This is a genomic window from Isobaculum melis (assembly GCF_900111355.1).
In the GTDB taxonomy this organism is placed as follows: domain Bacteria; phylum Bacillota; class Bacilli; order Lactobacillales; family Carnobacteriaceae; genus Isobaculum; species Isobaculum melis.
This window is the reverse complement of sequence record NZ_FOHA01000011.1, coordinates 65,102-87,505: the sequence shown is the minus strand read 5'-3', so window position 1 is coordinate 87,505 and position 22,404 is coordinate 65,102. Positions and strand designations below refer to the sequence as shown.

The window sequence follows — 22,404 nt, the reverse complement described above, 5'->3', positions numbered from 1 at the left end:
AGTAAGCGCGGGTCACCTTATTTGAGAAAGGCCTTGTTTTCTGCAGCTTTAGTAGCTTCACAACATGATCCTGTCTTGAAAGCTTTTTATGAGAAGAAACGTTCCGAAGGAAAACATCATCTCACAGCACTTGGCGCTGTCTCTAGAAAGCTCTGCTATATTATTTTTGCCATTTTAAAGAAAAATGAAGCCTATGAAATTCGGCAATAGAACAATTTAAATTATTGCTTAGCAAGGTCTATTTGTTGTGCACTTATTTCTATTATTCTGCTTACTCATTTTTCAGTATATTGGCTTGACTTTATATAGTTAGTCTTTCTAATGCTCTTTAAATCCGGATTACGTATTGATTTACACCTGCAACAAAAAGAACAAATGCTAAAAGAATATGGCACAGATAGCTTAACCATTCCATTATTAGACAAAGATCAAATTTTACCAAGTATTGCGCCGTCTAATGATACTGATTACCATGTGAAAAAACCAAGTGAAGTGTTATTCCATGATACCTGTAACGAATTTTGGTGGGGCATTCAAAATGTTGCAAAAGGTATTTGGCGAGATGAACTTCCTTTTGCAAAGAGTAGCTTTGAAACATTAACAAGACCAGAATTAGATCAAATGGTTGCTTGGCAGATTGGGTTAGCCTATGATTTCAAAATTGCGACTGGCAAGCAAGGCAAGTACTTTAAAAAATTATTACCCACAGCAGAATGGCAGCAGTATGAACAAACCTATTCTGATGGCAATCCAGCCCATTTTTGGCAAGCAGTGTTTACTGCCTGTGAGTTATTTAGCACATTATCCGAAAAAATAGCTGCAGAGTTAAACTTTAAATACACTACTAAGGAAGCCAGCAATATGTTAGCTTATTTAAAACATGTTGCAAACCTACCTAAAGATGCCAAAGTAATTGTTGATGAAACATGATAAATCCGCACAAAAAAAGAAACAGCATATGCTGTTTCTCAGGTTGTCGACAAAGTCGGAAAATGACTTTGTCGGCGTCTTTTTTTATCATGTTGTTTTATTTAATTAAAACCCAAAAATCTATTTTTCTTGATAAATCAATATTTTTAAGTGATTAATCATTTTTATCATATAAAAATAAACAATTATATTAGAAGAAACATTTTTTTATTAGTTTGTCTACAGTCCTATTTGGCAAAGGAGGTCTCTGTGGACTTACACTTCTGATTTTAGCTTTATCATTCGATCTGTTTGTTGTGCTTGTTCCATGTTATGTGTAACCATAACGATGGTTTTTCCGCTTTCTTTTTGCATTTTTAAGATTAAATCAAAGGCTTGTTGTGCTAGTTCAGGATCTAGAGCACCAGTTGGTTCATCAGCGAGGATAATATTACCTGGTTTAATCATTACTCTAGCTAATGCAATTCGTTGTTTTTCTCCACTAGATAAAGTATTAACTAGTTTATTTAGTTTATTGTCCAAGTGAACATCGGTTAATACCTGTTTAATCACTTGGTCTTTATTTATTCCTTTAGAAAAATGCAGGCTGAGTTTTAAATTATCATAGACTGTTTTATCTTCAATCAAGGCGAATGATTGAAATAGATAATTGATTGTTTCTCTACGAATTTTTTCAGCAGGTCTGCTATTTAATTTTGGTAATGATTGTCCGTTTATAGATACATTTCCAGCATTAAAGGTATCTAACAGTCCCATGATATTTAAAATAGTAGTTTTCCCAGAACCAGAGGGCCCAACAATTGAGACAAATTCGCCTTTTCTAATAGATAAATTTAAGTTCTTTAAAACAAAATAATTTCCAAACTTTTTTGATACGTTTTCAAATACAATTACGTTCATGTTAAGTTAATGCCCCTTTATATTTTGAATAGCATGCTTTTTGATAAATAAACGAATGGTCATTAATTGTAAAATCACGATTACAGGAATCAATATCATCCCTAATGTGGCCTTTAGTAGTAGGGTAATCAGTAATTCAATTAGCCCCATAATTAAAACAAATAGCATAACATTTTTGTAAATCATCGTGCTTGAAAAACCTATTATTTCTTTAACAAAAATCGTTCTACCGTTTACAATTGAAAAAATAAACGCCATTGATACTAGAATCAACATAATGATGATGACAATAAAAGCAATGACACTTCCGAAGAAAGCAATTGTTTGCGTTAGTTGTTTTTGAAGACCATCCACAAATTTTGTTACAGGCGTAAATTCTAAGTCATTGTCATCCAAATCATATTTACTTAAGTGTTTTGTGTTTTCTGTCATTATTTTTTTGCTCTTAAACTTTAATGGTCCAGTTAATACATTTGCTCTAAGGTTCCCCGCATCAAAAGGTGTCATATTGGCTGTTGTTACAATAGAAATGATAGCTTCTTTTGTAAATGTGGGTTCTTCTTTTTGTGTTGCCCAAGTGAAAACATCAGAAGTCATGTCATATTTTATAAACTCGATATTTTTATTTTTATAAAACTCATTTTCAAAAGAACTGTCAATTAGTTCGCTAAGCACTTCTTCTGATAGCCATTTTTTTGCAGTTTCAACTTGCTTATCTGACCAATGATTAGGTATTAAGAATACACGAATACCCTGGTTAGCCTTTTCAATATCACGTTCAGGTATGTTGATATTGTGATCTTGAACGTAATTAGGCGAGGCAGTTATTAAAGTGAATGGAGAATTAGGCACTGATTGATTTGCCGATTCTTTGAGAGTAAAAAGGATCTTTTCGTCATAGTATTGACTGGTAATATAGTAAACCCCAGGATTATTTTCCATAGATTGATACCAGTTATACATCTCATGGTCTAGTTGGTCGCTAAGCCCAGCGATAGATGTTTGGTTTTCCCCAGGAAAAACTGTTTTAAGCGTCTCATATTCACCAACATTACTCCAAGCGCTCAGTAGCCTTTTATTTTGGGCAACCTGTTGAATCGGAGCATCTAATGCATAACTCACTACCAACAATCCAAGACTAGATAATAAATACAAAAATGCAACAAATAAATACAGTATTTTTTTAGGCAAGATTCCTTTTATAGCATTCAATGAATTGATTGTAAATAGAATAAAACTAGAGATACCCAAAATAATCAGTACAATGAATGTATTGATGATACCTGCTGTCAAACTGTATCGTAGGATATTTAGATTGAATGAATAAAAAGTTAAACTTACAACCATACTTACAGGAATAAGATATAAACTAAACCAAAAAATAGGACTAAACAGTTGGTTAAGTATCTGTACTTTTCCCCAGCCTAATAGGGCTAAACTACCAATTTCTTTAATTGAAGCTAGTGTATAACTTACTACCAAGATTCCTAGTATTAATACAGTCAAAAACAGGCCGATACTTAATACGATACCAACTAACCCACTGTCAATAGTATATCCTGATTGGGGGAATAGTAAGTCATTTTTGCTGATACTGGTTACCTCAGAAAGTTTACTAATAAATTCTGCTTGCTGTTCAGAATTTAAACCAACTAGGACATAGTTACCTAGTAACGTATCATCCAAACTTGTAGATAATTTTGAAAAATAAATCGATACTCCGAATAATGGCGTTTGGAGTTCTTTTATCGTATCTTTTGAGCCGATGTTCATTCCAATTGTGGCATTTCTATTTTCTGATGTTAATAAACGATGTAAATCAGATGAATCAATTATCGTGTTACCTAGAAATTCAAGCGCTGGTGCGTTATCTACTAATCCGCCAATTTGGACATTAATGCTATCGTTACCATTTGAGGTAGACTGAGGCGTTTGACGAATTAAAGTTCCAGGAGAATTTAGTAATAAATCATGAGTCATATCAGTATTGTCTTTCGATAATGAAGTAATACTAAATTGCAAGGAATTTGGTAAATTGATTCCATAATTTGTGACATTTTTTTTATAAATTTCTGATAAAAAAAAGGCACTTGTTAATAAGCACAACAGCACTTGAATAACAATTGCCCCTTTAATCGTAAGATGAAGAACTTTCCTAATATTCATTGGGCATTCCAGTAAGCTGTAGCGGTCCCCCATCCAACATATTGTTGAGCGTGAGCTTGCACACCTTTCTTTTTCCAACCTGAGTATGTAGTATTTGCGGTAGCTGAGTGAGTATAGGATCCTGATTGCACAGTTGAATAACTTGTAACGCCTAGTGAACGACCGTAGTTCCATGATATAGGAGTGCCGTTGTAATATACTGTTGCGGCTTCTGCAATCAACGGAAACGCAACTCCCAATGTAGAAATAATTAATAGACTCAATGTAGCTTTTTTTATCCAATTTTTCATCATAAATGCCTCCTTCTAAGTTGTGAAGAAAGTATAACATATGAATAGAACACTTGCAACAACACTATTATGCTATACATAAATGCTGTAAGAAATTGGTTCTATGTTGTTGGGAAAATGAAAGTACTTAAAGTTAGACTTTCTTGTGCTTCATCGTAGTTGTCTTTGGCTCATTCATAAATAAATGAAAAATTGCTGGCTTAATTCATTTGTCCCCATGCCCCATTTTGCTTAGCCATTACTACACTGTTATACTCTTTACTCTATATTTAACCCATAAAAAGAGACAAAGCACTAATAATCACTCAGTACTTTGTCTACATTCTAAAAGCAACAGCTCAAGCTTTTCCTTATCTTCTTTTCTTGCGTCCTAACCCCATTGCATTCTTCATTTGATTTAAGGTTTTATTCGACACTGCACGGGCTTTTTCAGCACCCGTATCTAAAATTGTATCTAATTCCTCAGATGCCATCCAAGCATGATATTTCTCTTGAATCGGTTCTAACAGACCCACCACAGCTTCACCTAAGTCAGTCTTAAATTCACCATAACCTTTGCCTTCATAGCGAGCGACCAGGCTAGCAATTGATTCCCCAGTACAAGCAGCATAAATACTCAATAAGTTAGAAACACCAGGTTTATTTTCAGGATCATATTCAATCACACCACTAGAATCAGTCACAGCACTTTTAATCTTCTTACGAATCACAGCAGGCTCGTCCAACATTGAAATGAAACCTTTCACATTTTTGTCCGACTTACTCATTTTTTGTGTAGGCTCAGCCAAACTCATGACACGAGCGCCTTCTTTCACAAATTTAGCTTCTGGTAAGGTTAAAATAGGACCGTTTTCGCCATAACGATTATTAAAGCGTTCAACAAAGTCTCTAGTTAACTCCAAATGTTGGCGTTGATCTTCTCCAACAGGAACAAGATGTGCATGATATAAGACAATATCAGCAACCATTAAAGGAGGGTAGGTAAGTAAAGCAGCACTTACACCTTGCTTCTCATTTTTAGCAGATTTATCTTTAAATTGCGTCATTCGTTCTAATTCACCAATATAAGTATTACATTGAACTAACCAAGCCCCTTCAGTATGGGCAGGCACTTCAGATTGAATAAATAAAGTCACTTTAGCAGGATCTAAGCCAACTGCTAAATATAAAGCGGCTAACCCTCTAATTTGTTGGCGTAGCTCTAAACGCTTTTGTGGGACTGTAATGGCATGTTCATCCACTACACAAAAATAACAATCAAAATCATTTTGTAAGTCAACAAATTGCTTCATTGCACCAATATAATTGCCAATAGTGGGTACGCCACTTGGTTGAATGCCAGAAAAAATAGTTTGCATGATATCGTCTCCCTTAATAGATAAATCTTATAAAATCTCTTCATTAAAAATAGTAAACTAGTCTCTATTAATTTAACGCAAAATGACAGTGAAAACAAGTAAAGATGAATCAAATCATCCAGTTGTTTTAAGTAAACAAAATTTTAGTTGAATTTAGTCAGGTTTAGATGAGAAGAAGTGAATTGAATTTTTGAACAAATTGTAACAATAAAACGCAAGTTGATTATAATTATTATAATCTGAAGAAAGGGGTGAAAATAGATAAAAGCCTTTATTAAAGGGTTTTTCTGAAAATGGAAAAATAAAATTAACTAAAAGTGACAAAAAAGTGACAAAATTTCAAGAAAAGGGTAGTAATAAAAGTGAATATGGTTTATACTAAGGATGTTGAAAGTAGTTGGGGAATAAATTACTTTGTAAACAAAAGTTAAGGGAATAAGCAACATTGTAGTCAACATTTATAAGGAGTGAATAAACATGGTAACATTATACACATCACCTAGTTGTACCTCTTGTCGCAAGGCTAGAGCGTGGTTAGAAGAGCATGAAATTCCTTTCAAAGAGAGAAACATTTTTTCAGATCCGCTAAACATTGATGAAATTAAGGCGATTTTACGCATGACTGAAGATGGAACAGAAGAGATTATTTCAACGCGTTCAAAAATTTTCCAAAAACTAAATGTGGATTTAGACGATCTACCATTGAAAGAATTGTTTTCATTAGTAGAAGCAAATCCTGGTTTATTGCGTAGACCAATTATGATGGACGAAAAACGTCTACAAGTTGGTTATAATGAAGATGAAATTCGTCGTTTCTTACCAAGAGAAGTGCGTGCTTACGAATTAAGACAAGCGCAACAAATGGTTAATTTCTAATAAATAAATGACCGCTCATGTATCCATTTGGAGACATGAGCTTTTTTTTAAACCTTTTCCTTTACTTTTATTAGAATTGCTATAAAATATAGAGTAGTAGGAAGCTTATCTAATAAAAAAGATAGGCAGATGAAAAGAGGTGCATACTCATGGAAATGGAACATATAAATGAGAATACAATCCGTGTACGAATTGAAAATGCTGATTTAGAAGAGCGTGGTGTGACCTTCCTTGACTTATTAGGAAATCACAAACAAATTGAAAATTTTTTCTATAGTATTTTAGAAGAGGTCGATGTTGAAAATCAATTCCATGGTACAGATGCCGTGACCTTCCAAGTAATGCCAAAAGGAAATGGTTTAGAATTATTCATCAGCAAGGGAAATGCAACAAATGAAGAGCTTGATATGAATGATGGAGACCCTACTTCACAAGATGATTTCACAAAATTTATTAAAGAACAAATTTTAGGTGCTGAGACACCAAACATAGATGAGTCAGAAGTAAGTGAGTATTTAGAAAATCCTGATACATTGAAAACAGAGTTTGTTTTTAAAATTGCTCAATTTGAAGACATGGTTTTACTAGCAAAGCGCATGTATTTAGATAGTGCTGTCTCAAGCTTATATCACTATAAAGATGCCTATTATCTTCAAGTTGTTTTCTTTAATGAAGAAATGATTGAAACAACGGTTGATGAAGAAGTTGCGTTAATTCTAGAATTTGCAACAGAAACCAATCTTACTGGTGATGTCTTATCAGAATATGGCAAGCTAATCATGGAACAAACTGCATTAGAACAAACACGTTACTATTTTAAATAAGCCTATCAAAAAAAGCTTTTGTCAAAAAAATGACAAAAGCTTTTTTTTGCCTATATTTAAGAGTGAAAGGAGAGAGAAGATGCTCATTGCAATGAATAATAAAAATGAAAGAATCGCTATTTGTGCCTATCCCATCAAAGACTTAATACAATTAAAAAAAGAAAAGTGGACTTGTCCTAGTTGTAAAGAACCAGTTTTTATGAAAGTAGGAACCGCTAAACAACCCCATTTTTCTCATTATCGACAAGGCAAGTGTCAAACCTTCTCAGAAGGAGAAACACCTGAACATCTTGCAGGAAAACAACTATTGGCGCAATGGTTTGAGTTACAGCAAATCCCCTATCAATTAGAAGCCTCCCTTTCAACCATTCAGCAACGACCAGATATCCTAATCTACGAAAAGAAACAGCCAATTGCCATAGAATTTCAATGTAGTCCGCTTTCCGCAAATAAAATGCAGGAACGAACACAAGGTTATCTAAAGAATGGTTATGCTGTCATTTGGATAGTAGGAAAAAAATTAACACCCATCAACAAATTGTCTTCCCTACAAAGACAATTTATTAGCTATCAGAAAAAAGTTGGCTTCTATTTATTTTCCTTAGATATTGAGCAACAAAAAATTGTACGTTATAGCCAAATCGTGACAAACTTTAACGAGCGAATTTCTCATCAAACCATTCAAACAACCTTTCCCTTAACTGGTTCCAAGCATCAAAGCTTTCAAAACTTAATGATGCCCTCACAAAAAGTACCCATAAAAAAAGATGAATTCACCATCAAAAATATAAAACAACAACAAAAAAAGCTCAGTAAAGCATTATATTATGGTAATAAACAGCATTTAATCGTACAAGAAAAACTGTATATGCAACATTTACATGCACTTTATTTGCCAGTTGAAGCATATTTTCCCTTAGCTGATTCTCCAATCATTAGAACACCAGCTTATTATTGGCATTCCTTGCTTCTCTTACGACTCTTTCACTTAGGAGCAGGTCATCTGTTAGAACTCAAAGAATTAAAAAAATGGTGGCAAAAAAAAGTCCTAGCAGCGGAAATTCAGTATTATCCCTTACCACTCATTCAGCGGAAACCCTTTGTTTCCTTAGAAAGATACCTCCACTTTTTGCAGCAATTAGGCGTGATAAAAGCAGAAAAAAAAGATGAATATCGTGTGACTGAAAAAATCCAATGGCTATTTACTCAATAAAGTGATTTAAAATAGAGAAAATTATGAGTTTTTGATGAGTTTATGGTAAGATTATAAAGAAGTGATTTTAAGGAGGAATTCGTATGAGCGAAATAAAAGAATTACCAGCACGCCAAGATGTCCCAACAGAAATGACTTGGAGAATTGAAGATATTTTTGCAACAGATGCAGATTTTGACAAAGCTTATCTAGCTGTAGAGGGAGCGGTAGAAAAAATTGCAGATTTTAAAGGCACATTAGGAAACAATAGTGATGCGCTTTTAGCTGGCATTCATAGTATTTTAAATGTTTCAGAAAAATTTGGTGTGGTCTATACCTATGCTCATCTAAGAAATGACCAAGATACATCAAATAGTTTTTACCAAGGGATGCATGAAAGAGCATCGGCTTTAGGAACTAAACTGAGTGCAGCTACATCATGGTTTGAACCAGAATTATTAGCAATTCCAGAAGCAACCTTAACACAATATCTAAAAGAAAATGCAGGATTGAAATTGTATCAACATTTTATTGATGATATTACAAGTGCCCGTTCTCATGTGCTTTCTGAAAAAGAAGAAGCCTTATTAGCAGGAGCAGGAGATATTTTTGATGCATCTGCAAGAACTTTTAGTGTCTTAAATAATGCAGACATTCAATTTCCAAAAATTAAAGATGCACAGGGACGTCCAGTACAACTATCACATGGTGTGTACGGTCAATTAATGGAAAATACGAATCGTCAAGTCCGTGAATCAGCCTTTAAAGAATTCAATAGTACCTATAAAAATTTAAAAAATACTTTTGCTAGTACACTTTCTTCAAATGTGAAATACCATAATTACGATGCAGAGGTACACAACTATTCGTCTGCTAGAGCAAAAGCATTAGCAGCAAATCATATTCCTGAATCGGTTCATGATACATTATTAGCAGTCGTGAAAAATAAATTACCTTTACTACATCGTTATGTTGGCTTACGCAAAGAGGTATTTGGTGTGGATCAATTGCATATGTATGATATGTATACACCATTAACAGGAGAAGCTAGTATCCGTTACACTTATGAAGAAGCCGTAGAAGTGGCTAAAAAAGCCTTAGCACCTTTAGGAGAAGACTATTTACGCATTGTTACAGAAGCTTTTAGTGAACGCTGGGTAGATGTGGTTGAAAACAAAGGCAAACGTAGTGGTGCTTATTCTTCTGGAACTTATGGGACCAATCCTTATATTTTGATGAACTGGCATGAAAGTTTAGATCAGCTTTATACATTGGTTCATGAAATGGGACATAGTGTTCATAGTTACTATACAAGAAATAACCAGCCATATGTCTATGGGAATTACTCTATTTTCTTAGCAGAGATTGCTTCTACAACAAATGAAAATCTGTTAACTGAGTATTTATTAGAAACACAAACAGATCCAGAAATCCGTGCCTATGTTTTAAATCGTTATTTAGATGGTTTTAAAGGAACAATTTTCCGTCAAACACAATTTGCTGAGTTTGAGCATTATATTCATGAACAAGCTGCAGCAGGTGTACCATTAACAAGTGAATTTATGACAAATTATTATGCTGACTTAAATGCTGCGTATTATGGACCAGCTGTGGCAAGAGACCCAGAAATCGCTTATGAATGGGCACGTATTCCACATTTCTACTATAATTATTATGTGTATCAATATGCAACTGGATTCTCAGCAGCAAGTACCTTAGCTGAAGGCATTTTAGCAGGTAAAGAGGGTGCTTTAGAAGCGTATCTAACCTATCTAAAAGCTGGTTGTAGTGATTATCCAATTGAAGTAATGAAAAAAGCTGGTGTGGATATGACCAAAAAAGCTTATATTGAAGATGCTTTACAGGTCTTTGAAACACGCTTAACTGAATTAGAAACATTGTTAAAAAAATAAGCATAAAAAAGCATTGAAGAGATCTTACTCTTCAATGCTTTTATAATGAACGCAAATAATGTTTAATCCTACGAGCAGCGGGTAGGTGTGTGCTACTTGTTAAACGTTTTACCTGATGTTCAGGTGTAATAATCTCTTGATAAACTTTCTCTAGAATATCTGGTGTCAGGCAATCATCAATTAAAATACCATAATTTGTATCATCTGTATCAAAAAAAACAGCAGATGGATTTTTCTCCACACACATTTCTCTTGCAATTTTTTGGTCGCTTTCAAACGCTTTTTGAACCAAATCGGAATGTAGATCTGTTAAAAACATCTCTACATCAATGCCAGTTTGTTTTGCAACCTCTACTAATAAGTCATAGCAAAATGTTTTTTTATTTAGGACAACATCTCGTTGTAAGGTAATCAAAAAGTTTCGACCATTTTTTTTACCTTGTAGTTCAGCTGCTTTAAAAGCAAGGCAAGCTTGATATAAGTTTTGTGAAATTTCTGGTTGTTTCGATGCATCAATGTTTAGAGCTTTCATATAGTTTGCAACTGTTTGAAGGTTATGGAAAGCGATGACTCGAAAATGAAATTTCCCTTTATGAGATTCAATTAACTTCAACGCATGTTCTTCAGCTTTCAAACATCTTGTTCCTAATGGATTTACAAACATGTATAATTCAATGATGCGATTCGATTGTTCCTGATTATTTGTATAACGTATCATGAGTATCAATCACCTTATCATTAGTATTTGTTTTCTTTATAGCTCTACCATAACAAAATATTTTTAATAATTCTAAAATAAACACTTGACATTTAATGGCTCTTCTTTTTTTTTGTAACAAATTAGCCACATTTAACAGATAGCGTTTTTTGAAAAGAGCATATTACTTGCTAATTGCTTAAAGAGAAAGAAACATTCTTGCTACTTTGTTTGGCGTTTTACGGATTGGAATATGATGTTCTGCTAAAAAATGAGCAAAAAAAGCTTGTCCTTGTTCAAAATTGGCTACTTCAAATTCTAATTCATAATCGGTTATATGATTGTAGTCACTTTGATCAAAGACTAGTAAGCCTTGAGCAATTCTTTTTTCAGCACGTGTTGTTTTTAATGAACCTAAGCGTTGGAAATCTTGAAGTGTGAGCTTAAATGTAGCTAATTTTTCAGAAATATGAGGTAAACCAGTCAGTTGTTTTGCAGCTAAAAGTTGATGGGCTTCAGCTAGTGTGAGTGAATCTGTAATTTCTAGTAAGCCATTTTCATGAGGTGTCTTTAAGGTTGCTTCAGCAGTCTGGCTAAAACATCTGATTCTCAGAGCTGCACCTAATTGTTTCAATGTGTTTTCTGATGTATCAAAATAAAAATTTTCTTGTGAAAAAAAGTCAGCTGGTTGAAGTTGAAAATGGTCAATTAACTTTTTATATTCTGGTTCTGTTAATAAGTTTTTAAATTCTATTTCAAGTTGTTCACTCATTGTTTTCCCTCCAGCAAAATAAGTCCCACACAGTTTACCACATTTTTTCTAAAAAAACAGTTTTGAGCCTTATGACCTGTAAAAATAACTTCATTCGCTACATAAAAATAGGAAACTATGGTAAAATATACAATGGACGAATTGACCATACCGATTCAAAAAAAGAGATGAATAATGGAATAAAAGATATAAAAGAGGGATGACTATGATTCAAAATTGGGATCACTTTTTAGCACCATATAGCCAAGCAGTTGATGAAATGAAAATTAAATTAAAAGGCATTCGTAAGCAATTTCGACAAGAAAATACACATGCTCCGATTGAATTCGTAACAGGAAGAGTCAAGCCAGTTGATAGTATTCTTGTAAAAGCTGAATTAAGAAATATACCTGAAGAAAAAATAGGAATGGAAATGCAAGATATTGCTGGCCTAAGAATTATGTGCCAGTTTGTGGAAGATATTTACACAGTTGTAGATTTGCTCCGTAAAAGAAAAGATTTTAAAGTGGTAGAGGAAAGAGATTATATTTCAAATAAAAAAAAGAGTGGTTATCGTTCTTATCATATTGTCATCGCATATCCAGTTCAAGGAATTAATGGGGAGCATATCATTTTAGCTGAAATCCAAATTAGAACCTTATCAATGAACTTTTGGGCAACCATTGAACATTCCTTAAACTATAAATATCGTGGTGATTTACCGGCGGATATTAATACACGCTTAGAACGTGCTGCTGAAGCTGCTTTCCTATTAGATGAGGAAATGTCAGAAATTAGAGAAGAAATTAAAGAAGCCCAGGTTTTATTTGTTCATAATAAAAAACATAAAAAATAAGGTCTCTTTTAGAAGACTTCTGAACATTCCTAATCAATAAAAAAACAAGTGATTCATTAGAAATCACAGAAGGAGGCAACCGATGCGTTTTTCAGTTGTTAAAAAAAATGATGAGAAGACTCAAATGATTGCCGAAAAATTTATTGCCTCTTGTACTGAAAAAGGGCTGATTTATGATGAGAAGTTGCCTGATGTTGTGATTTCTATTGGTGGAGATGGAACCTTGCTGAATGCTTTTCATCGATATGCCCATCAATTGGATCATGTCCGATTTGTTGGTGTGCATACAGGCCATTTAGGCTTTTATACAGATTGGCGTGATTATGAATATGAAGATTTAGTAACAAGCTTACTTCATGATGAAGGGAAAAGTGTGACCTATCCCTTATTAGATGTCACAATTAACTATCATGATGAACAAGCAAGTGCGCATTTTTTAGCCTTAAATGAATCGACCTTTAAACAAGTTAGCGGCACAATGGTCTTGGATATTTATATTAAGGATCAGCTGTTTGAGCGCTTTAGAGGAGATGGAATTTGTATTTCTACCCCAACAGGTTCAACAGCCTATAATAAATCAATTGGTGGCGCAGTTCTTCATCCCCGCTTAGAAGCACTTCAATTAGCTGAGATTGCTTCAATCAATAATCGTGTGTTTAGAACATTAAGCTCTGCGATGATTTTGGCACCAGATGAATGGATTACGGTCAAGCCAGCTGAACAAAATGAATTTCTATTAGGCATTGACCAATTTACCCATCAGCACACAAATATATCAGAAATAAATTATCGTATTGCTACTGAGCGCATTCATTTTGCGCATTATCGACATACGTCATTTTGGCGAAGAGTAGAGGATGCGTTTATCGGAGCGCGAGAAAAAAATGAAATTTAGTTGGACTTATGAAAACGAAGAAGCGATACAAGTAAAGCAATTTTTACGGACTAAGGATATATCCCGAGCCTTGCTTGCAAAAATTAAATTTAATGGTGGCTTGATCCTAGTTAATGACATCGAAAAAAATGCCATATATTTTTTAAAAAAAGGAGACCAGGTAACTGTTGTGATACCAGATGAAGCTGGACATGAAACAACCATTCCGGTGCATCTTCCAATTGATATTGTTTATGAAGATGAGCATTTATTAATTGTGAATAAACCGAGTGGGGTTGCCTCCATTACCTCACAAGTTCATCCATCAGGAACAATGGCCAATCGTGTAAAGGGCTATTATGTGGCGCAAAACTACCCCAATCAAGTGATTCATATTGTCACAAGGTTAGATCGTGATACAACAGGTTTGATGCTCTTTGCCAAGCATGGCTATGCCCACGCTAAGATGGATATTCAATTACGAAAAAAGCAAATGACTAAAAAATATCAAGCTTTAATTTCAGGCAGTATTCCTGAGGGCACCCATCAAATGATTGATGCGCCAATTGGACGTGTTGAAGGCTCTTTAATGGAACGACAAGTAAGACCAGATGGGAAAGTTGCACAAACAGAATTTTGGGTAGCATCTTGTTTTGAAGAGGGAACATTAGTTGATATCCAGCTTCATACTGGGCGCACCCATCAAATTCGTGTTCATTTTGCTGCAATCCATCATCCTTTAATTGGAGATGATTTATATGGTGGAAAAAATCAAGAACCCGTTGAAAGACAAGCCCTACATTGTGCCAAATTAGTATTTCATCATCCCTTCACAGGAGAATTATTAACCATTGAAAGTCCATTACCTCAAGATATGCAAGGCTGGCTAGCCAATCAAAAGTAAGAAAGAAATATTTGTAGAGAGAGGGTCATGTAAGGTGGCTGAATTACAACAGGAAGTAGAAGTAAATCATGAGGCATTAGCTAATTTTTTACGAGAAAGTAATTTACAGGCTTTTCGTGAAGAATTTTTAGAACTTCATCCTTATGATCAAGGGCAATTTTATTTAGCATTATTACCAGAAGAGCGAATGAATATGTATCATTATCTATCACCTAAAGAGTTAGGCGATATGTTTGAAGCATTGGAAGAAGACCAGGAATCCATTGAAATCTATTTGGAAGAAATGGATTCGAAGTATGCTGCTGATATGCTTGGCTCAATGTTTGCTGATAATGCAGTAGATATTTTGAACCAATTAGATAAAAGTCGTGTTGCTGGATATTTAAGCATGATGGATGCCGAAAATGCAAATGAAATTAAAGCCCTCCTTCATTATGAAGATGAAACAGCTGGTGCGATTATGACAACAGAATTTGTGTCAATTGTTGCCAATCAAACGGTTAAATCAGCGATGATTATTTTAAAAGAAGCCGCAAAAGAGGCTGAAACCATTTATTATATCTATGTAGTGGATCGCGAAGAGCATTTATTAGGGGTCATTTCGTTAAGAGATTTAATTATTCATGAAGATGATATGCTCATTGAAGATATTATGAATGATCGGATTGTCTCAGTAAATGTAGCAGATGATCAAGTCAATGTTGCCAAAACCATTCGTGATTATAATTTCTTAGCCGTACCCGTGATTGACTTTGAAGAGCACTTATTAGGGATTATTACCGTAGATGATATTATTGATGTCATTGATGAAGAAGCAACAAGCGACTATTCTGGATTGGCTGGGGTAAACGTTGAAGAGGTAACTGAAAATCCAATTAAAGCTGCTTCAAAGCGCTTGCCATGGTTGATTACCTTACTATTTTTAGGGATGAGTACAGCCACATTGATCAGTCACTATGAGACATTGCTCAGTGAAGCAAGCATTCTAGCCGTATTTATCTCTTTAATTACAGGAACAGCAGGTAATGCGGGAACACAATCATTGGCGGTAGCAGTGAGACGTCTTGCCATTAAAGATGAAAATGAAATGAACTTTGGTCATATGCTAATCAGTGAAATCCTAACAGGACTAGTTACAGGGTTTGTGACTGGCTTTACTATTATGTTTGTGGTGGGCATCTGGAAAACCAATTTTATGCTAGGGTTTGTGATTGGGATGGCTATGTTTTTTGCGATTACAGTTGCCACTGTAGCAGGAAGCTTAATTCCAATGTTAATGGATAAGCTAGGCTTTGACCCAGCTGTAGCCAGTGGGCCATTTATTACAACAATGAGTGATTTAACCAGTGTGTTAATTTATTTTAATATTGCAAGTTTATTTATGAGCTCCTTTATGTAGTGAGCAGATTGAGACAGAGCCAATTGTGTTTTGTCTCAATTATTTTAACAAAATAAGAACATATGTGTGGGGGAAGAATGATGGCAAAAAGAAAAAAACGTCAAAAAATAGTAAAAAAACCATTATGGCTAGTGATTCTCTTGGTTTGTCTAAGCTTAACATTAAGTGTCATCTTTGAAATGAATGCAAGAAATATATCCTTAACACCTGAGCATCTTCTTGCTTATTTAAAAGGGGAAGAAATTGCAACTGAACAGCCAATGAGTCAACCAACTATTCCTGCAACAGGAGAAGCAACTTTTCAATTTTTAAATGTTGGACAAGGAGATGCCACTTTAATTAAAGGCAGTGATGGTACCACAATTTTAATCGATACTGGTAGATATGATGATCGTGAAAAAAGAATTATTGGCTATTTAAATGAAGCGATTGGCACAGGTGGCAAAATTGATTTACTGATTTTTACCCATGGTGACTCCGATCATATTGGACATGGTGATTTAGTGCTGGACTATTTTGATGTGAAAGAGGTTTGGATGAATGGTTTTGATAGTACAACCAAGATCTATGAGCGCTTACTAGATCGCATCAGTGCTTCAAAAGCAGTTTATAAAGAACCAAAAAGAGGAGAAACTGCTACTTTTGGTGAATTCCAACTAGAGGTATTAAACCCAACAGAAATTCCTAAAAGTAACACCAATGATGATTCAATTAGTGTCATGCTCCATTTTGGCACATTCTCCGCCTTATTCACAGGAGATGCTAGTACCCGTGTAGAAAAAGAACTATTAACGACACAATTACCCCTCCAAGCTACCTTATTTCAAGTAGGACATCATGGTTCTAAAGACAGTAATTCTTTAACTTTTCTACAAAGAGTTGCTCCTAAAATTGCGGTTTATTCAGCGGGAGTTAACAATACTTATGGCCACCCACATATCGAAGCTATGAACCGCATCAAAGAAGTGGGTGTGACTGAATTATATGGAACAGATCAAAATGGTTCAATCACTTTAACTGTTAAAAATGATGGTAGTTACACGTGGCAATTAGAAAAGGGCGAAAATTTAATCAATACTTTCAATCAAAAGGAGAAATGATTATGAAATTAGTTTATGAAGCTTTAGAAAATGAGCAACTTGTTCGCATGATACCTGATAATGGGACGGCTCCGCTTTATTTTTCTGTTCAATTAGTACCGACGCAGGCCGTCATTGGAGATGTCTTTGAGCTGACTCAAACTGCAGATTGTACCACATTAACCTTGTTGCCTCATGAAAAAGAAGCAAGATTAAATGATTTAAAAGCAAAACGAGCAGCTTTGTTAAATCGGAATAAATAGAAAAATATTAGTAGCTACTAATAAAAAACTTCCCTTTTCAAAAAAAGTAGCGTACAATATGGATAGATTACGTATTTGGAAAGGGGCTTATCATGAGTTTTAATTTAAAAGGACAAACATATTTAGTAATGGGGGTTGCCAATAACTGGAGTATTGCTTGGGGGATTGCGCAATCATTAGATAAATTTGGTGCAACATTGATTTTCTCTTCAACAGGAGAACGCTCTATTGCACAGGTAGAAAAACTAAGAGGACAACTAGGTGAGCAAAATCAGGAGGCCTTGATTTTTGATACAGATGTCTCACAGGATCAACCAATTATTGATTTATTTGCTGCTATTAAAGAACGAAATATCACGCTTTCAGGTGTAGCACACTGTATTGCCTTCTCAAATAAAGAGAACTTAAAAGGTGATTACTATGAAGTGGGACGTGCTGATTATTTATTAGCACAAGATATTAGTAGCTACTCCTTAACTGCGGTTGTGAGAGAAGCAGAAAAAAGCGGCGTTTTAGCAGCACATGCAAGCTTTATTACCTTAAGCTATTTAGGTGGAGAGCGTGCTGTTGAAAATTATAATGTGATGGGTGTGGCTAAAGCGGCACTGGAAGCAAGTGTGAAATATCTTGCAGGAGATATTGGCAAATTAGGCCATCGCATTAATACGATTTCTGCAGGCCCAATTCGAACAGTAAGTGGCAGAGCTGTAGGAGGCTTTAGCAAAATTACCGAAATGATGGAAGAGCGTGCACCACTTCATACAGCGACAAATATTGCAGAAGTGGGAGATACGGCTGTTTATTTATTAAGTGAGATGTCTCGTGGTGTGACTGGCGAAACCATTCATGTGGATGGCGGCTTCCATAGTGTTGGCTTTTAATTAAAAAAGTTTTTTCATCGTTTGGTGAGCAATTCCAGCTTCAATGAAGGGCTCACCAAATTTTTGATAACCTAACTTTTCATAAAAAGGAACGGCGTGAGCTTGTGAACCAAGTATCAGGCCCATAAATTTTTGCTGAAAAGCATACTCTTGCACCTTGTTCATTAAATCACGAGCATGTCCTTGTTCACGGAATGCTGGAAGGACGGCCACTCGTTGTACTTTGCCTAATTGATCTACTAATTTTAGCAAGCGAGCAGTGACAACTGGTTGTTCTTTGTAATATCCGACAAAATGAATGGTTTCTGTATCTAAGCAATCTAATTCAATCAGAGGATCAATTTGTTGTTCCTCAATAAAGACTTTTTTTCTAATTGTCAGGGCATCTTGATAAGTTTGTTCCGATTTTCCTGTGACAATTTGATAAGTTATTTCCATATCTTGCACTCCAATCTTTTGTTTTTGTTAGTATAACAGAAATTGGTGAGAGACAAAAATTTTTTAAAGTTAAGTAAAAATGTGTTTCAATTTAAAAGAAGAAAGAGGGGATAAAATGTCTCAATTAATCTATGTTAATGGTGCATTTGTTGAAAAGGAGCAAGCGAAAGTATCGGTTTATGATCATGGTTTTTTATATGGAGATGGTGTATTTGAAGGGATTCGTGCTTATGATGGGAATGTCTTTAAGCTAAAAGAGCATATTGACCGTTTATTTGAATCAGCAGATTCTCTCTTACTTGAGATGCCATTTTCTAAAGAAGCATTGTCTGCTTTAGTTATTGAAACATTGGTTAAAAATCACATGTTGAGCGCTTATATTCGTGTGATTATTAGTCGGGGGGTAGGCTCTTTATCTGTTAGTCCATTTGGTATTCCAGAACCAGGTGTTGTGATTATTTGTGAGCCGCTGCAATATTATTCTGAGGAAGATTATGAAAAGGGCGCTAAAATTGTGACAGCTGGAACAAGACGTAATAATCCTGATGCATTAAGTCCTCAAGTGAAGTCACTGAATTATTTAAATAATATTTTAGCGATTATGGAGGCTAAACAAGCTGGTGCAACTGAAGCGCTTATGCTGAATAGTCAAGGCTTTGTTGTGGAATGTTCTGCTGATAATATTTTTATTGTGAAAGACGGTGTGATTAAAACGCCGACAGTTAATAGTGGGGCATTAAATGGGATTACACGAAGAAGTATTATTGAAGTAGCCAAAGAATTAGGCTATCCAGTCATAGAAGAAATTTTGACACGCCATGAAGTGTATACTGCTGATGAAGTCTTTATTACAGGAACAGCAGCAGAAGTCTTATCTGTAGTTGATGCAGATGGACGGAAAATTGGCAATGGTCAGCCAGGGGAAGTGATGCAGGCCTTATTACCTGCTTTTAGAAAATATGCCCGAGCAATAGGTACAAAATATACCCTTTAAGAGGGGGAATCCTTTACAGAGCAAGCTTATTTTGTTTCTGATAAAGGATTTTTTTGATGTGTAGGGCTTTTAGAACGATAGGCAATTTTTTTAGCAATCAGACAGCTGATAGTTGTGATTAAAACAATCAAGAAACTTGTGATTAAAAGCTTTGAAAGGGTCATATGCTGTGTTTGTTTGCTTATCTTAGTGAGGCTGGTCATAAAGTGTGAGAATGGTTGAAGCACATATACCCAGCCTAATAATAGCAGAGAAAAAGTAAGGATAAGGCTAGTATGAATTTTTTTCTTGGTCATAAAAATGCTCCTTCTTAATTATGTTGTCTTTACTTTAGCACCAGAAAACTAATTTTTACTTAAGAAAATCTGATGAAAAATTAAAAGGTTGCACTTTTTTGATGAAATTCATGTATACTAAGAAATAGGAAAAATGAGATAGGAGTGTCTATGAAAATGAATGAGACAATGAAATTAATTGAGCAATTAACCACAATTCCTTCTCCATCTGGTCATACAAATCGGATTATTCGTTTTATTGAAAATTATTTAGATCAGTTAGGTTATACCTATAAGCGCAATCATAAAGGTGGTTTAATGATTACTGTTAAAGGGCTTGAAACAAGTGAACAGCGTTTTGTGACAGCCCATGTGGATACTCTAGGCGCAATGGTTCGTGCAATTAAACCAGACGGACGCTTAAAATTAGATTTAGTTGGTGGTTTTCGTTATAATGCGATTGAAGGAGAATATTGTACCATTGAAACAACAAATGGTCAGACCTATTCAGGAACCATTTTAATGCATCAAACAAGTGTCCATGTTTATAAGGATGCTGGAACGGCACCAAGAAATCAAGACAATATGGAAGTTCGAATTGACGAAAAGGTTCGAACAGCAGCAGAAACAGCAGCTTTAGGGATTCGAGTGGGAGATTTTGTGACCTTTGATCCACGCACAGAAATCACGCAAAGTGGCTTTATTAAATCCAGACACTTAGATGATAAAGTCAGCGTTGCACTTTTACTAGAAGCGTTAAAAGACTTAAAGGAAAGTAATGAAACCTTACCTTATACAACCCATTTCTTGATTTCTAATAATGAAGAAATTGGTTATGGTGGCAACTCAAATATTTCTGATAAGGTTGTTGAATATTTAGCAGTTGACATGGGGGCCATTGGAGATGATCAGCAATCAGATGAATATACCGCGTCAATTTGTGTGAAAGACGGCAGTGGACCTTATCATTATGGACTACGCAAGCACTTAACCGCATTAGCTGAACAGTATCAAATTCCTTATCAATTAGATATTTATCCTTACTATGGCAGTGATGCCTCAGCAGCTATGCGTGCTGGAGCTGATGTGAAGCATGGTTTAATCGGTGCAGGAATTGAAGCAAGTCATGCATATGAACGCACACATCAAGAGTCCATTTTAGCAACAAAACAGTTGATTCATGCTTATTTAATGAGTGAAATGAGTCAGTAAACGGGGGAATATATTAGATGAACAAAAATAATTTTAAGACATCCAAGCTCTTTTTTTGGACGGTACAGCTTTTAGCCATGGCGCTATTATTATTTGTCTGTACCAAAATTGATTTTATCTTTTCACCAATTGGTACCTTTATTAGTACCTTATTTATACCAGTAGTGATTGCAGGATTTTTATATTATATGCTCAATCCTTTAGTCCTTTTTTTAGAAAAATTTAAAGTTAAACGCACACTAGCAGTTTTAATCATCTTTGTTTTAATGTTAGCTTTAATTATTTTATTAATGCTAACCGTCATTCCTAATTTGCTTTCTCAAATTGGTGATTTAGCATCTAATATGCCTAAGCTATTAAAACAAGGTCAGGAACTAGTCAATGATTTTCTTTCAAAACCATCCATTCAAGAGTTGAATTTAACAGATAAAATTAATACCTCTAATTTTTCAGTTGAAAAAATTGTGAGCTCTGTGATTGGTAGTGTCACGAATAGTGTAGGCTCAATTATTGGAGCAGTTACCAATATTACGATTGTTGTCTTAACCGTTCCGTTGATTTTATTCTATATGTTTAAAGATGGAGATAAGTTTGCAGCAGCTACAACCCGTTTTATTCCCGAATCTTATCGTAAAGAAGGTATTGTTTTAATGGGGAAAATGGGAGACACCATTTCTTCTTATATTAGTGGACAAGCATTGGTTTGTTTATTCGTTGGGATTTGTACCTTTATTGGTTATTTAATTATTGGCATGCCTTATGCTTTACTTTTAGGTTTTATTGCTGGCTTAACCAATATTATTCCTTATGTTGGTCCATGGTTTGGTGTCGCACCAGCTTTAATTGTAGCGGTGATTGATTCACCATTTAAAGCTGTTTTAGTGGGTGTTGTGGTATTGATTATTCAACAAATTGATGGCAACTTTATCTCGCCAAATGTCATTGGAAAGTCATTGAACCTACATCCTTTAACGATTATTATTATTCTATTAGTGGCTGGTAATATTGCGGGAATTATGGGAATGATTTTAGGCGTACCATTCTATGCCGTATCAAAAACAGTCGTCAATTATGTTTATGATTTATATAAACTTAAAAGAAAACATGAAAAAAACAAGGAAGAAACTGCGTAAAATCAAAAACTAACCACTCAAAAAGGGTGGTTAGTTTTTTTTATGAAGAAAAATAGTTTTGCATTCATAAGCATATTCTTTTAACTATTAGAAGAAATTTGTTAAAATTACCTTGTGATAATGAATACAAATGCAACCCTCGATTGACTAGGTTCAATCTGTTATCATATGCTTAACATTTCACAAAAGAAAAGAGGAG

The 22,404-nt window shown here is 34.7% G+C and carries 24 protein-coding genes; 16 read left to right on the top strand and 8 right to left on the bottom strand.

Features of this window, described 5'->3' with window-relative positions; genetic code table 11:
* Window positions 1-210, top strand: a 210-nt coding sequence (locus tag BMW29_RS09360; RefSeq protein WP_143047355.1) for a transposase, incomplete at its 5' end; no start/stop codon positions are given.
* Window positions 211-321: 111 nt separating this feature from the next.
* Window positions 322-930, top strand: a complete 609-nt coding sequence (locus BMW29_RS09355; RefSeq protein ID WP_092652723.1) for an aminoglycoside 6-adenylyltransferase — start codon at window positions 322-324, stop codon at window positions 928-930.
* Between the two features lie 255 nt (window positions 931-1,185).
* Here BMW29_RS09355 and BMW29_RS09350 read toward each other — a convergent pair whose 3' ends face one another.
* The 4 genes from BMW29_RS09350 to trpS all read right to left on the bottom strand — a co-directional run bounded on the left by BMW29_RS09350 (window position 1,186) and on the right by trpS (window position 5,644).
* Complete coding sequence (locus BMW29_RS09350) at window positions 1,186-1,830, bottom strand: ABC transporter ATP-binding protein (protein ID WP_092652721.1); 645 nt, start codon at window positions 1,828-1,830, stop codon at window positions 1,186-1,188.
* A gap of 6 nt (window positions 1,831-1,836) precedes the next feature.
* On the bottom strand, window positions 1,837-3,996 hold the full coding sequence (locus BMW29_RS09345) for a hypothetical protein (RefSeq protein ID WP_092652719.1): 2,160 nt from the start codon (window positions 3,994-3,996) through the stop codon (window positions 1,837-1,839).
* Window positions 3,993-4,286: a hypothetical protein gene (locus tag BMW29_RS09340; protein WP_092652717.1), complete on the bottom strand. Its 294-nt coding sequence runs from the start codon at window positions 4,284-4,286 to the stop codon at window positions 3,993-3,995. The genes BMW29_RS09345 and BMW29_RS09340 overlap by 4 nt, the downstream gene beginning before the upstream one ends.
* A gap of 350 nt (window positions 4,287-4,636) precedes the next feature.
* Window positions 4,637-5,644 carry a tryptophan--tRNA ligase gene (gene trpS / locus BMW29_RS09335; protein ID WP_092652715.1) on the bottom strand — a complete coding sequence of 336 codons (1,008 nt, stop codon included), beginning with the start codon at window positions 5,642-5,644 and terminating at the stop codon, window positions 4,637-4,639.
* A 477-nt stretch (window positions 5,645-6,121) separates the two neighbouring features.
* On the opposite strand from trpS, the gene spxA reads away from it, so the two are divergent.
* From spxA to pepF, 4 genes are all read left to right on the top strand, one after another.
* On the top strand, window positions 6,122-6,520 hold the full coding sequence (spxA, locus tag BMW29_RS09330) for a transcriptional regulator SpxA (protein ID WP_092652713.1): 399 nt from the start codon (window positions 6,122-6,124) through the stop codon (window positions 6,518-6,520).
* A 149-nt stretch (window positions 6,521-6,669) separates the two neighbouring features.
* Window positions 6,670-7,344 carry an adaptor protein MecA gene (locus BMW29_RS09325; RefSeq protein WP_092652711.1) on the top strand — a complete coding sequence of 225 codons (675 nt, stop codon included), beginning with the start codon at window positions 6,670-6,672 and terminating at the stop codon, window positions 7,342-7,344.
* A 79-nt stretch (window positions 7,345-7,423) separates the two neighbouring features.
* Window positions 7,424-8,557: a competence protein CoiA gene (locus BMW29_RS09320; protein ID WP_092652709.1), complete on the top strand. Its 1,134-nt coding sequence runs from the start codon at window positions 7,424-7,426 to the stop codon at window positions 8,555-8,557.
* Between the two features lie 83 nt (window positions 8,558-8,640).
* Window positions 8,641-10,449, top strand: coding sequence for an oligoendopeptidase F (gene pepF / locus BMW29_RS09315; protein WP_092652707.1), 1,809 nt, complete (start codon window positions 8,641-8,643; stop codon window positions 10,447-10,449).
* A gap of 40 nt (window positions 10,450-10,489) precedes the next feature.
* Here pepF and BMW29_RS09310 read toward each other — a convergent pair whose 3' ends face one another.
* Together BMW29_RS09310 and BMW29_RS09305 are read right to left on the bottom strand one after the other, a co-directional pair.
* A complete protein-coding gene (locus BMW29_RS09310) occupies window positions 10,490-11,167 on the bottom strand; it encodes a DsbA family protein (RefSeq protein ID WP_092652705.1) in 678 nt (225 codons plus the stop codon).
* A gap of 178 nt (window positions 11,168-11,345) precedes the next feature.
* On the bottom strand, window positions 11,346-11,918 hold the full coding sequence (locus BMW29_RS09305) for a CYTH domain-containing protein (RefSeq protein WP_092652703.1): 573 nt from the start codon (window positions 11,916-11,918) through the stop codon (window positions 11,346-11,348).
* A gap of 205 nt (window positions 11,919-12,123) precedes the next feature.
* Between BMW29_RS09305 and yjbM the strand changes: the two genes are divergently transcribed.
* The 7 genes from yjbM to BMW29_RS09270 all read left to right on the top strand — a co-directional run bounded on the left by yjbM (window position 12,124) and on the right by BMW29_RS09270 (window position 18,153).
* Complete coding sequence (yjbM, locus tag BMW29_RS09300) at window positions 12,124-12,753, top strand: GTP diphosphokinase (RefSeq protein WP_092652701.1); 630 nt, start codon at window positions 12,124-12,126, stop codon at window positions 12,751-12,753.
* Window positions 12,754-12,877: 124 nt separating this feature from the next.
* On the top strand, window positions 12,878-13,648 hold the full coding sequence (locus BMW29_RS09295) for an NAD kinase (RefSeq protein ID WP_245706264.1): 771 nt from the start codon (window positions 12,878-12,880) through the stop codon (window positions 13,646-13,648).
* Window positions 13,638-14,531, top strand: a complete 894-nt coding sequence (locus BMW29_RS09290; protein WP_092652697.1) for an RluA family pseudouridine synthase — start codon at window positions 13,638-13,640, stop codon at window positions 14,529-14,531. The genes BMW29_RS09295 and BMW29_RS09290 overlap by 11 nt, the downstream gene beginning before the upstream one ends.
* Window positions 14,532-14,565: 34 nt before the next feature.
* A complete protein-coding gene (mgtE, locus tag BMW29_RS09285; RefSeq protein ID WP_092652695.1) occupies window positions 14,566-15,930 on the top strand; it encodes a magnesium transporter in 1,365 nt (454 codons plus the stop codon).
* 80 nt (window positions 15,931-16,010) lie between these two features.
* Window positions 16,011-17,030 (top strand): ComEC/Rec2 family competence protein, encoded by a 1,020-nt coding sequence (locus BMW29_RS09280; protein WP_245706263.1) that lies wholly within the window; start codon window positions 16,011-16,013, stop codon window positions 17,028-17,030.
* A gap of 2 nt (window positions 17,031-17,032) precedes the next feature.
* Complete coding sequence (locus BMW29_RS09275) at window positions 17,033-17,272, top strand: hypothetical protein (RefSeq protein ID WP_092652691.1); 240 nt, start codon at window positions 17,033-17,035, stop codon at window positions 17,270-17,272.
* Window positions 17,273-17,364: 92 nt separating this feature from the next.
* Complete coding sequence (locus tag BMW29_RS09270) at window positions 17,365-18,153, top strand: SDR family oxidoreductase (RefSeq protein WP_092652689.1); 789 nt, start codon at window positions 17,365-17,367, stop codon at window positions 18,151-18,153.
* On the opposite strand, the gene BMW29_RS09265 is transcribed toward BMW29_RS09270, so the two are convergent.
* Entirely contained in the window at window positions 18,154-18,591 is a 438-nt protein-coding gene (locus tag BMW29_RS09265) for a GNAT family N-acetyltransferase (RefSeq protein WP_092652687.1), read from the bottom strand.
* A 115-nt stretch (window positions 18,592-18,706) separates the two neighbouring features.
* Between BMW29_RS09265 and ilvE the strand changes: the two genes are divergently transcribed.
* On the top strand, window positions 18,707-19,585 hold the full coding sequence (gene ilvE, locus BMW29_RS09260) for a branched-chain-amino-acid transaminase (protein ID WP_092652685.1): 879 nt from the start codon (window positions 18,707-18,709) through the stop codon (window positions 19,583-19,585).
* Window positions 19,586-19,611: 26 nt separating this feature from the next.
* On the opposite strand, the gene BMW29_RS09255 is transcribed toward ilvE, so the two are convergent.
* Window positions 19,612-19,881, bottom strand: coding sequence for a hypothetical protein (locus tag BMW29_RS09255; protein ID WP_092652683.1), 270 nt, complete (start codon window positions 19,879-19,881; stop codon window positions 19,612-19,614).
* 156 nt (window positions 19,882-20,037) lie between these two features.
* Here BMW29_RS09255 and BMW29_RS09250 point away from each other — a divergent pair, with 156 nt between their 5' ends.
* Together BMW29_RS09250 and BMW29_RS09245 are read left to right on the top strand one after the other, a co-directional pair.
* Window positions 20,038-21,072, top strand: coding sequence for a M42 family metallopeptidase (locus BMW29_RS09250; RefSeq protein ID WP_092652681.1), 1,035 nt, complete (start codon window positions 20,038-20,040; stop codon window positions 21,070-21,072).
* A gap of 17 nt (window positions 21,073-21,089) precedes the next feature.
* Window positions 21,090-22,205, top strand: a complete 1,116-nt coding sequence (locus BMW29_RS09245; RefSeq protein ID WP_092652679.1) for an AI-2E family transporter — start codon at window positions 21,090-21,092, stop codon at window positions 22,203-22,205.
* Window positions 22,206-22,404 lie beyond the last annotated feature (199 nt).

What these genes read in the sequence shown, in the direction of transcription:
- BMW29_RS09275 (WP_092652691.1), top strand. Translation starts at nt 17,033, where the DNA reads ATGAAATTAGTTTATGAAGCTTTAGAAAATGAGCAACTTGTTCGCATG.
- trpS (WP_092652715.1), bottom strand. Translation starts at nt 5,644, where the DNA reads ATGCAAACTATTTTTTCTGGCATTCAACCAAGTGGCGTACCCACTATT.
- pepF (WP_092652707.1), top strand. Translation starts at nt 8,641, where the DNA reads ATGAGCGAAATAAAAGAATTACCAGCACGCCAAGATGTCCCAACAGAA.
- BMW29_RS09305 (WP_092652703.1), bottom strand. Translation starts at nt 11,918, where the DNA reads ATGAGTGAACAACTTGAAATAGAATTTAAAAACTTATTAACAGAACCA.
- BMW29_RS09250 (WP_092652681.1), top strand. Translation starts at nt 20,038, where the DNA reads ATGAATGAGACAATGAAATTAATTGAGCAATTAACCACAATTCCTTCT.
- BMW29_RS09290 (WP_092652697.1), top strand. Translation starts at nt 13,638, where the DNA reads ATGAAATTTAGTTGGACTTATGAAAACGAAGAAGCGATACAAGTAAAG.
- BMW29_RS09325 (WP_092652711.1), top strand. Translation starts at nt 6,670, where the DNA reads ATGGAAATGGAACATATAAATGAGAATACAATCCGTGTACGAATTGAA.
- BMW29_RS09265 (WP_092652687.1), bottom strand. Translation starts at nt 18,591, where the DNA reads ATGGAAATAACTTATCAAATTGTCACAGGAAAATCGGAACAAACTTAT.
- BMW29_RS09345 (WP_092652719.1), bottom strand. Translation starts at nt 3,996, where the DNA reads ATGAATATTAGGAAAGTTCTTCATCTTACGATTAAAGGGGCAATTGTT.
- BMW29_RS09255 (WP_092652683.1), bottom strand. Translation starts at nt 19,881, where the DNA reads ATGACCAAGAAAAAAATTCATACTAGCCTTATCCTTACTTTTTCTCTG.
- BMW29_RS09295 (WP_245706264.1), top strand. Translation starts at nt 12,878, where the DNA reads ATGATTGCCGAAAAATTTATTGCCTCTTGTACTGAAAAAGGGCTGATT.
- BMW29_RS09350 (WP_092652721.1), bottom strand. Translation starts at nt 1,830, where the DNA reads ATGAACGTAATTGTATTTGAAAACGTATCAAAAAAGTTTGGAAATTAT.
- BMW29_RS09270 (WP_092652689.1), top strand. Translation starts at nt 17,365, where the DNA reads ATGAGTTTTAATTTAAAAGGACAAACATATTTAGTAATGGGGGTTGCC.
- BMW29_RS09245 (WP_092652679.1), top strand. Translation starts at nt 21,090, where the DNA reads ATGAACAAAAATAATTTTAAGACATCCAAGCTCTTTTTTTGGACGGTA.
- BMW29_RS09310 (WP_092652705.1), bottom strand. Translation starts at nt 11,167, where the DNA reads ATGATACGTTATACAAATAATCAGGAACAATCGAATCGCATCATTGAA.
- BMW29_RS09340 (WP_092652717.1), bottom strand. Translation starts at nt 4,286, where the DNA reads ATGAAAAATTGGATAAAAAAAGCTACATTGAGTCTATTAATTATTTCT.
- BMW29_RS09320 (WP_092652709.1), top strand. Translation starts at nt 7,424, where the DNA reads ATGCTCATTGCAATGAATAATAAAAATGAAAGAATCGCTATTTGTGCC.
- BMW29_RS09280 (WP_245706263.1), top strand. Translation starts at nt 16,011, where the DNA reads ATGGCAAAAAGAAAAAAACGTCAAAAAATAGTAAAAAAACCATTATGG.
- ilvE (WP_092652685.1), top strand. Translation starts at nt 18,707, where the DNA reads ATGTCTCAATTAATCTATGTTAATGGTGCATTTGTTGAAAAGGAGCAA.
- spxA (WP_092652713.1), top strand. Translation starts at nt 6,122, where the DNA reads ATGGTAACATTATACACATCACCTAGTTGTACCTCTTGTCGCAAGGCT.
- yjbM (WP_092652701.1), top strand. Translation starts at nt 12,124, where the DNA reads ATGATTCAAAATTGGGATCACTTTTTAGCACCATATAGCCAAGCAGTT.
- BMW29_RS09355 (WP_092652723.1), top strand. Translation starts at nt 322, where the DNA reads ATGCTCTTTAAATCCGGATTACGTATTGATTTACACCTGCAACAAAAA.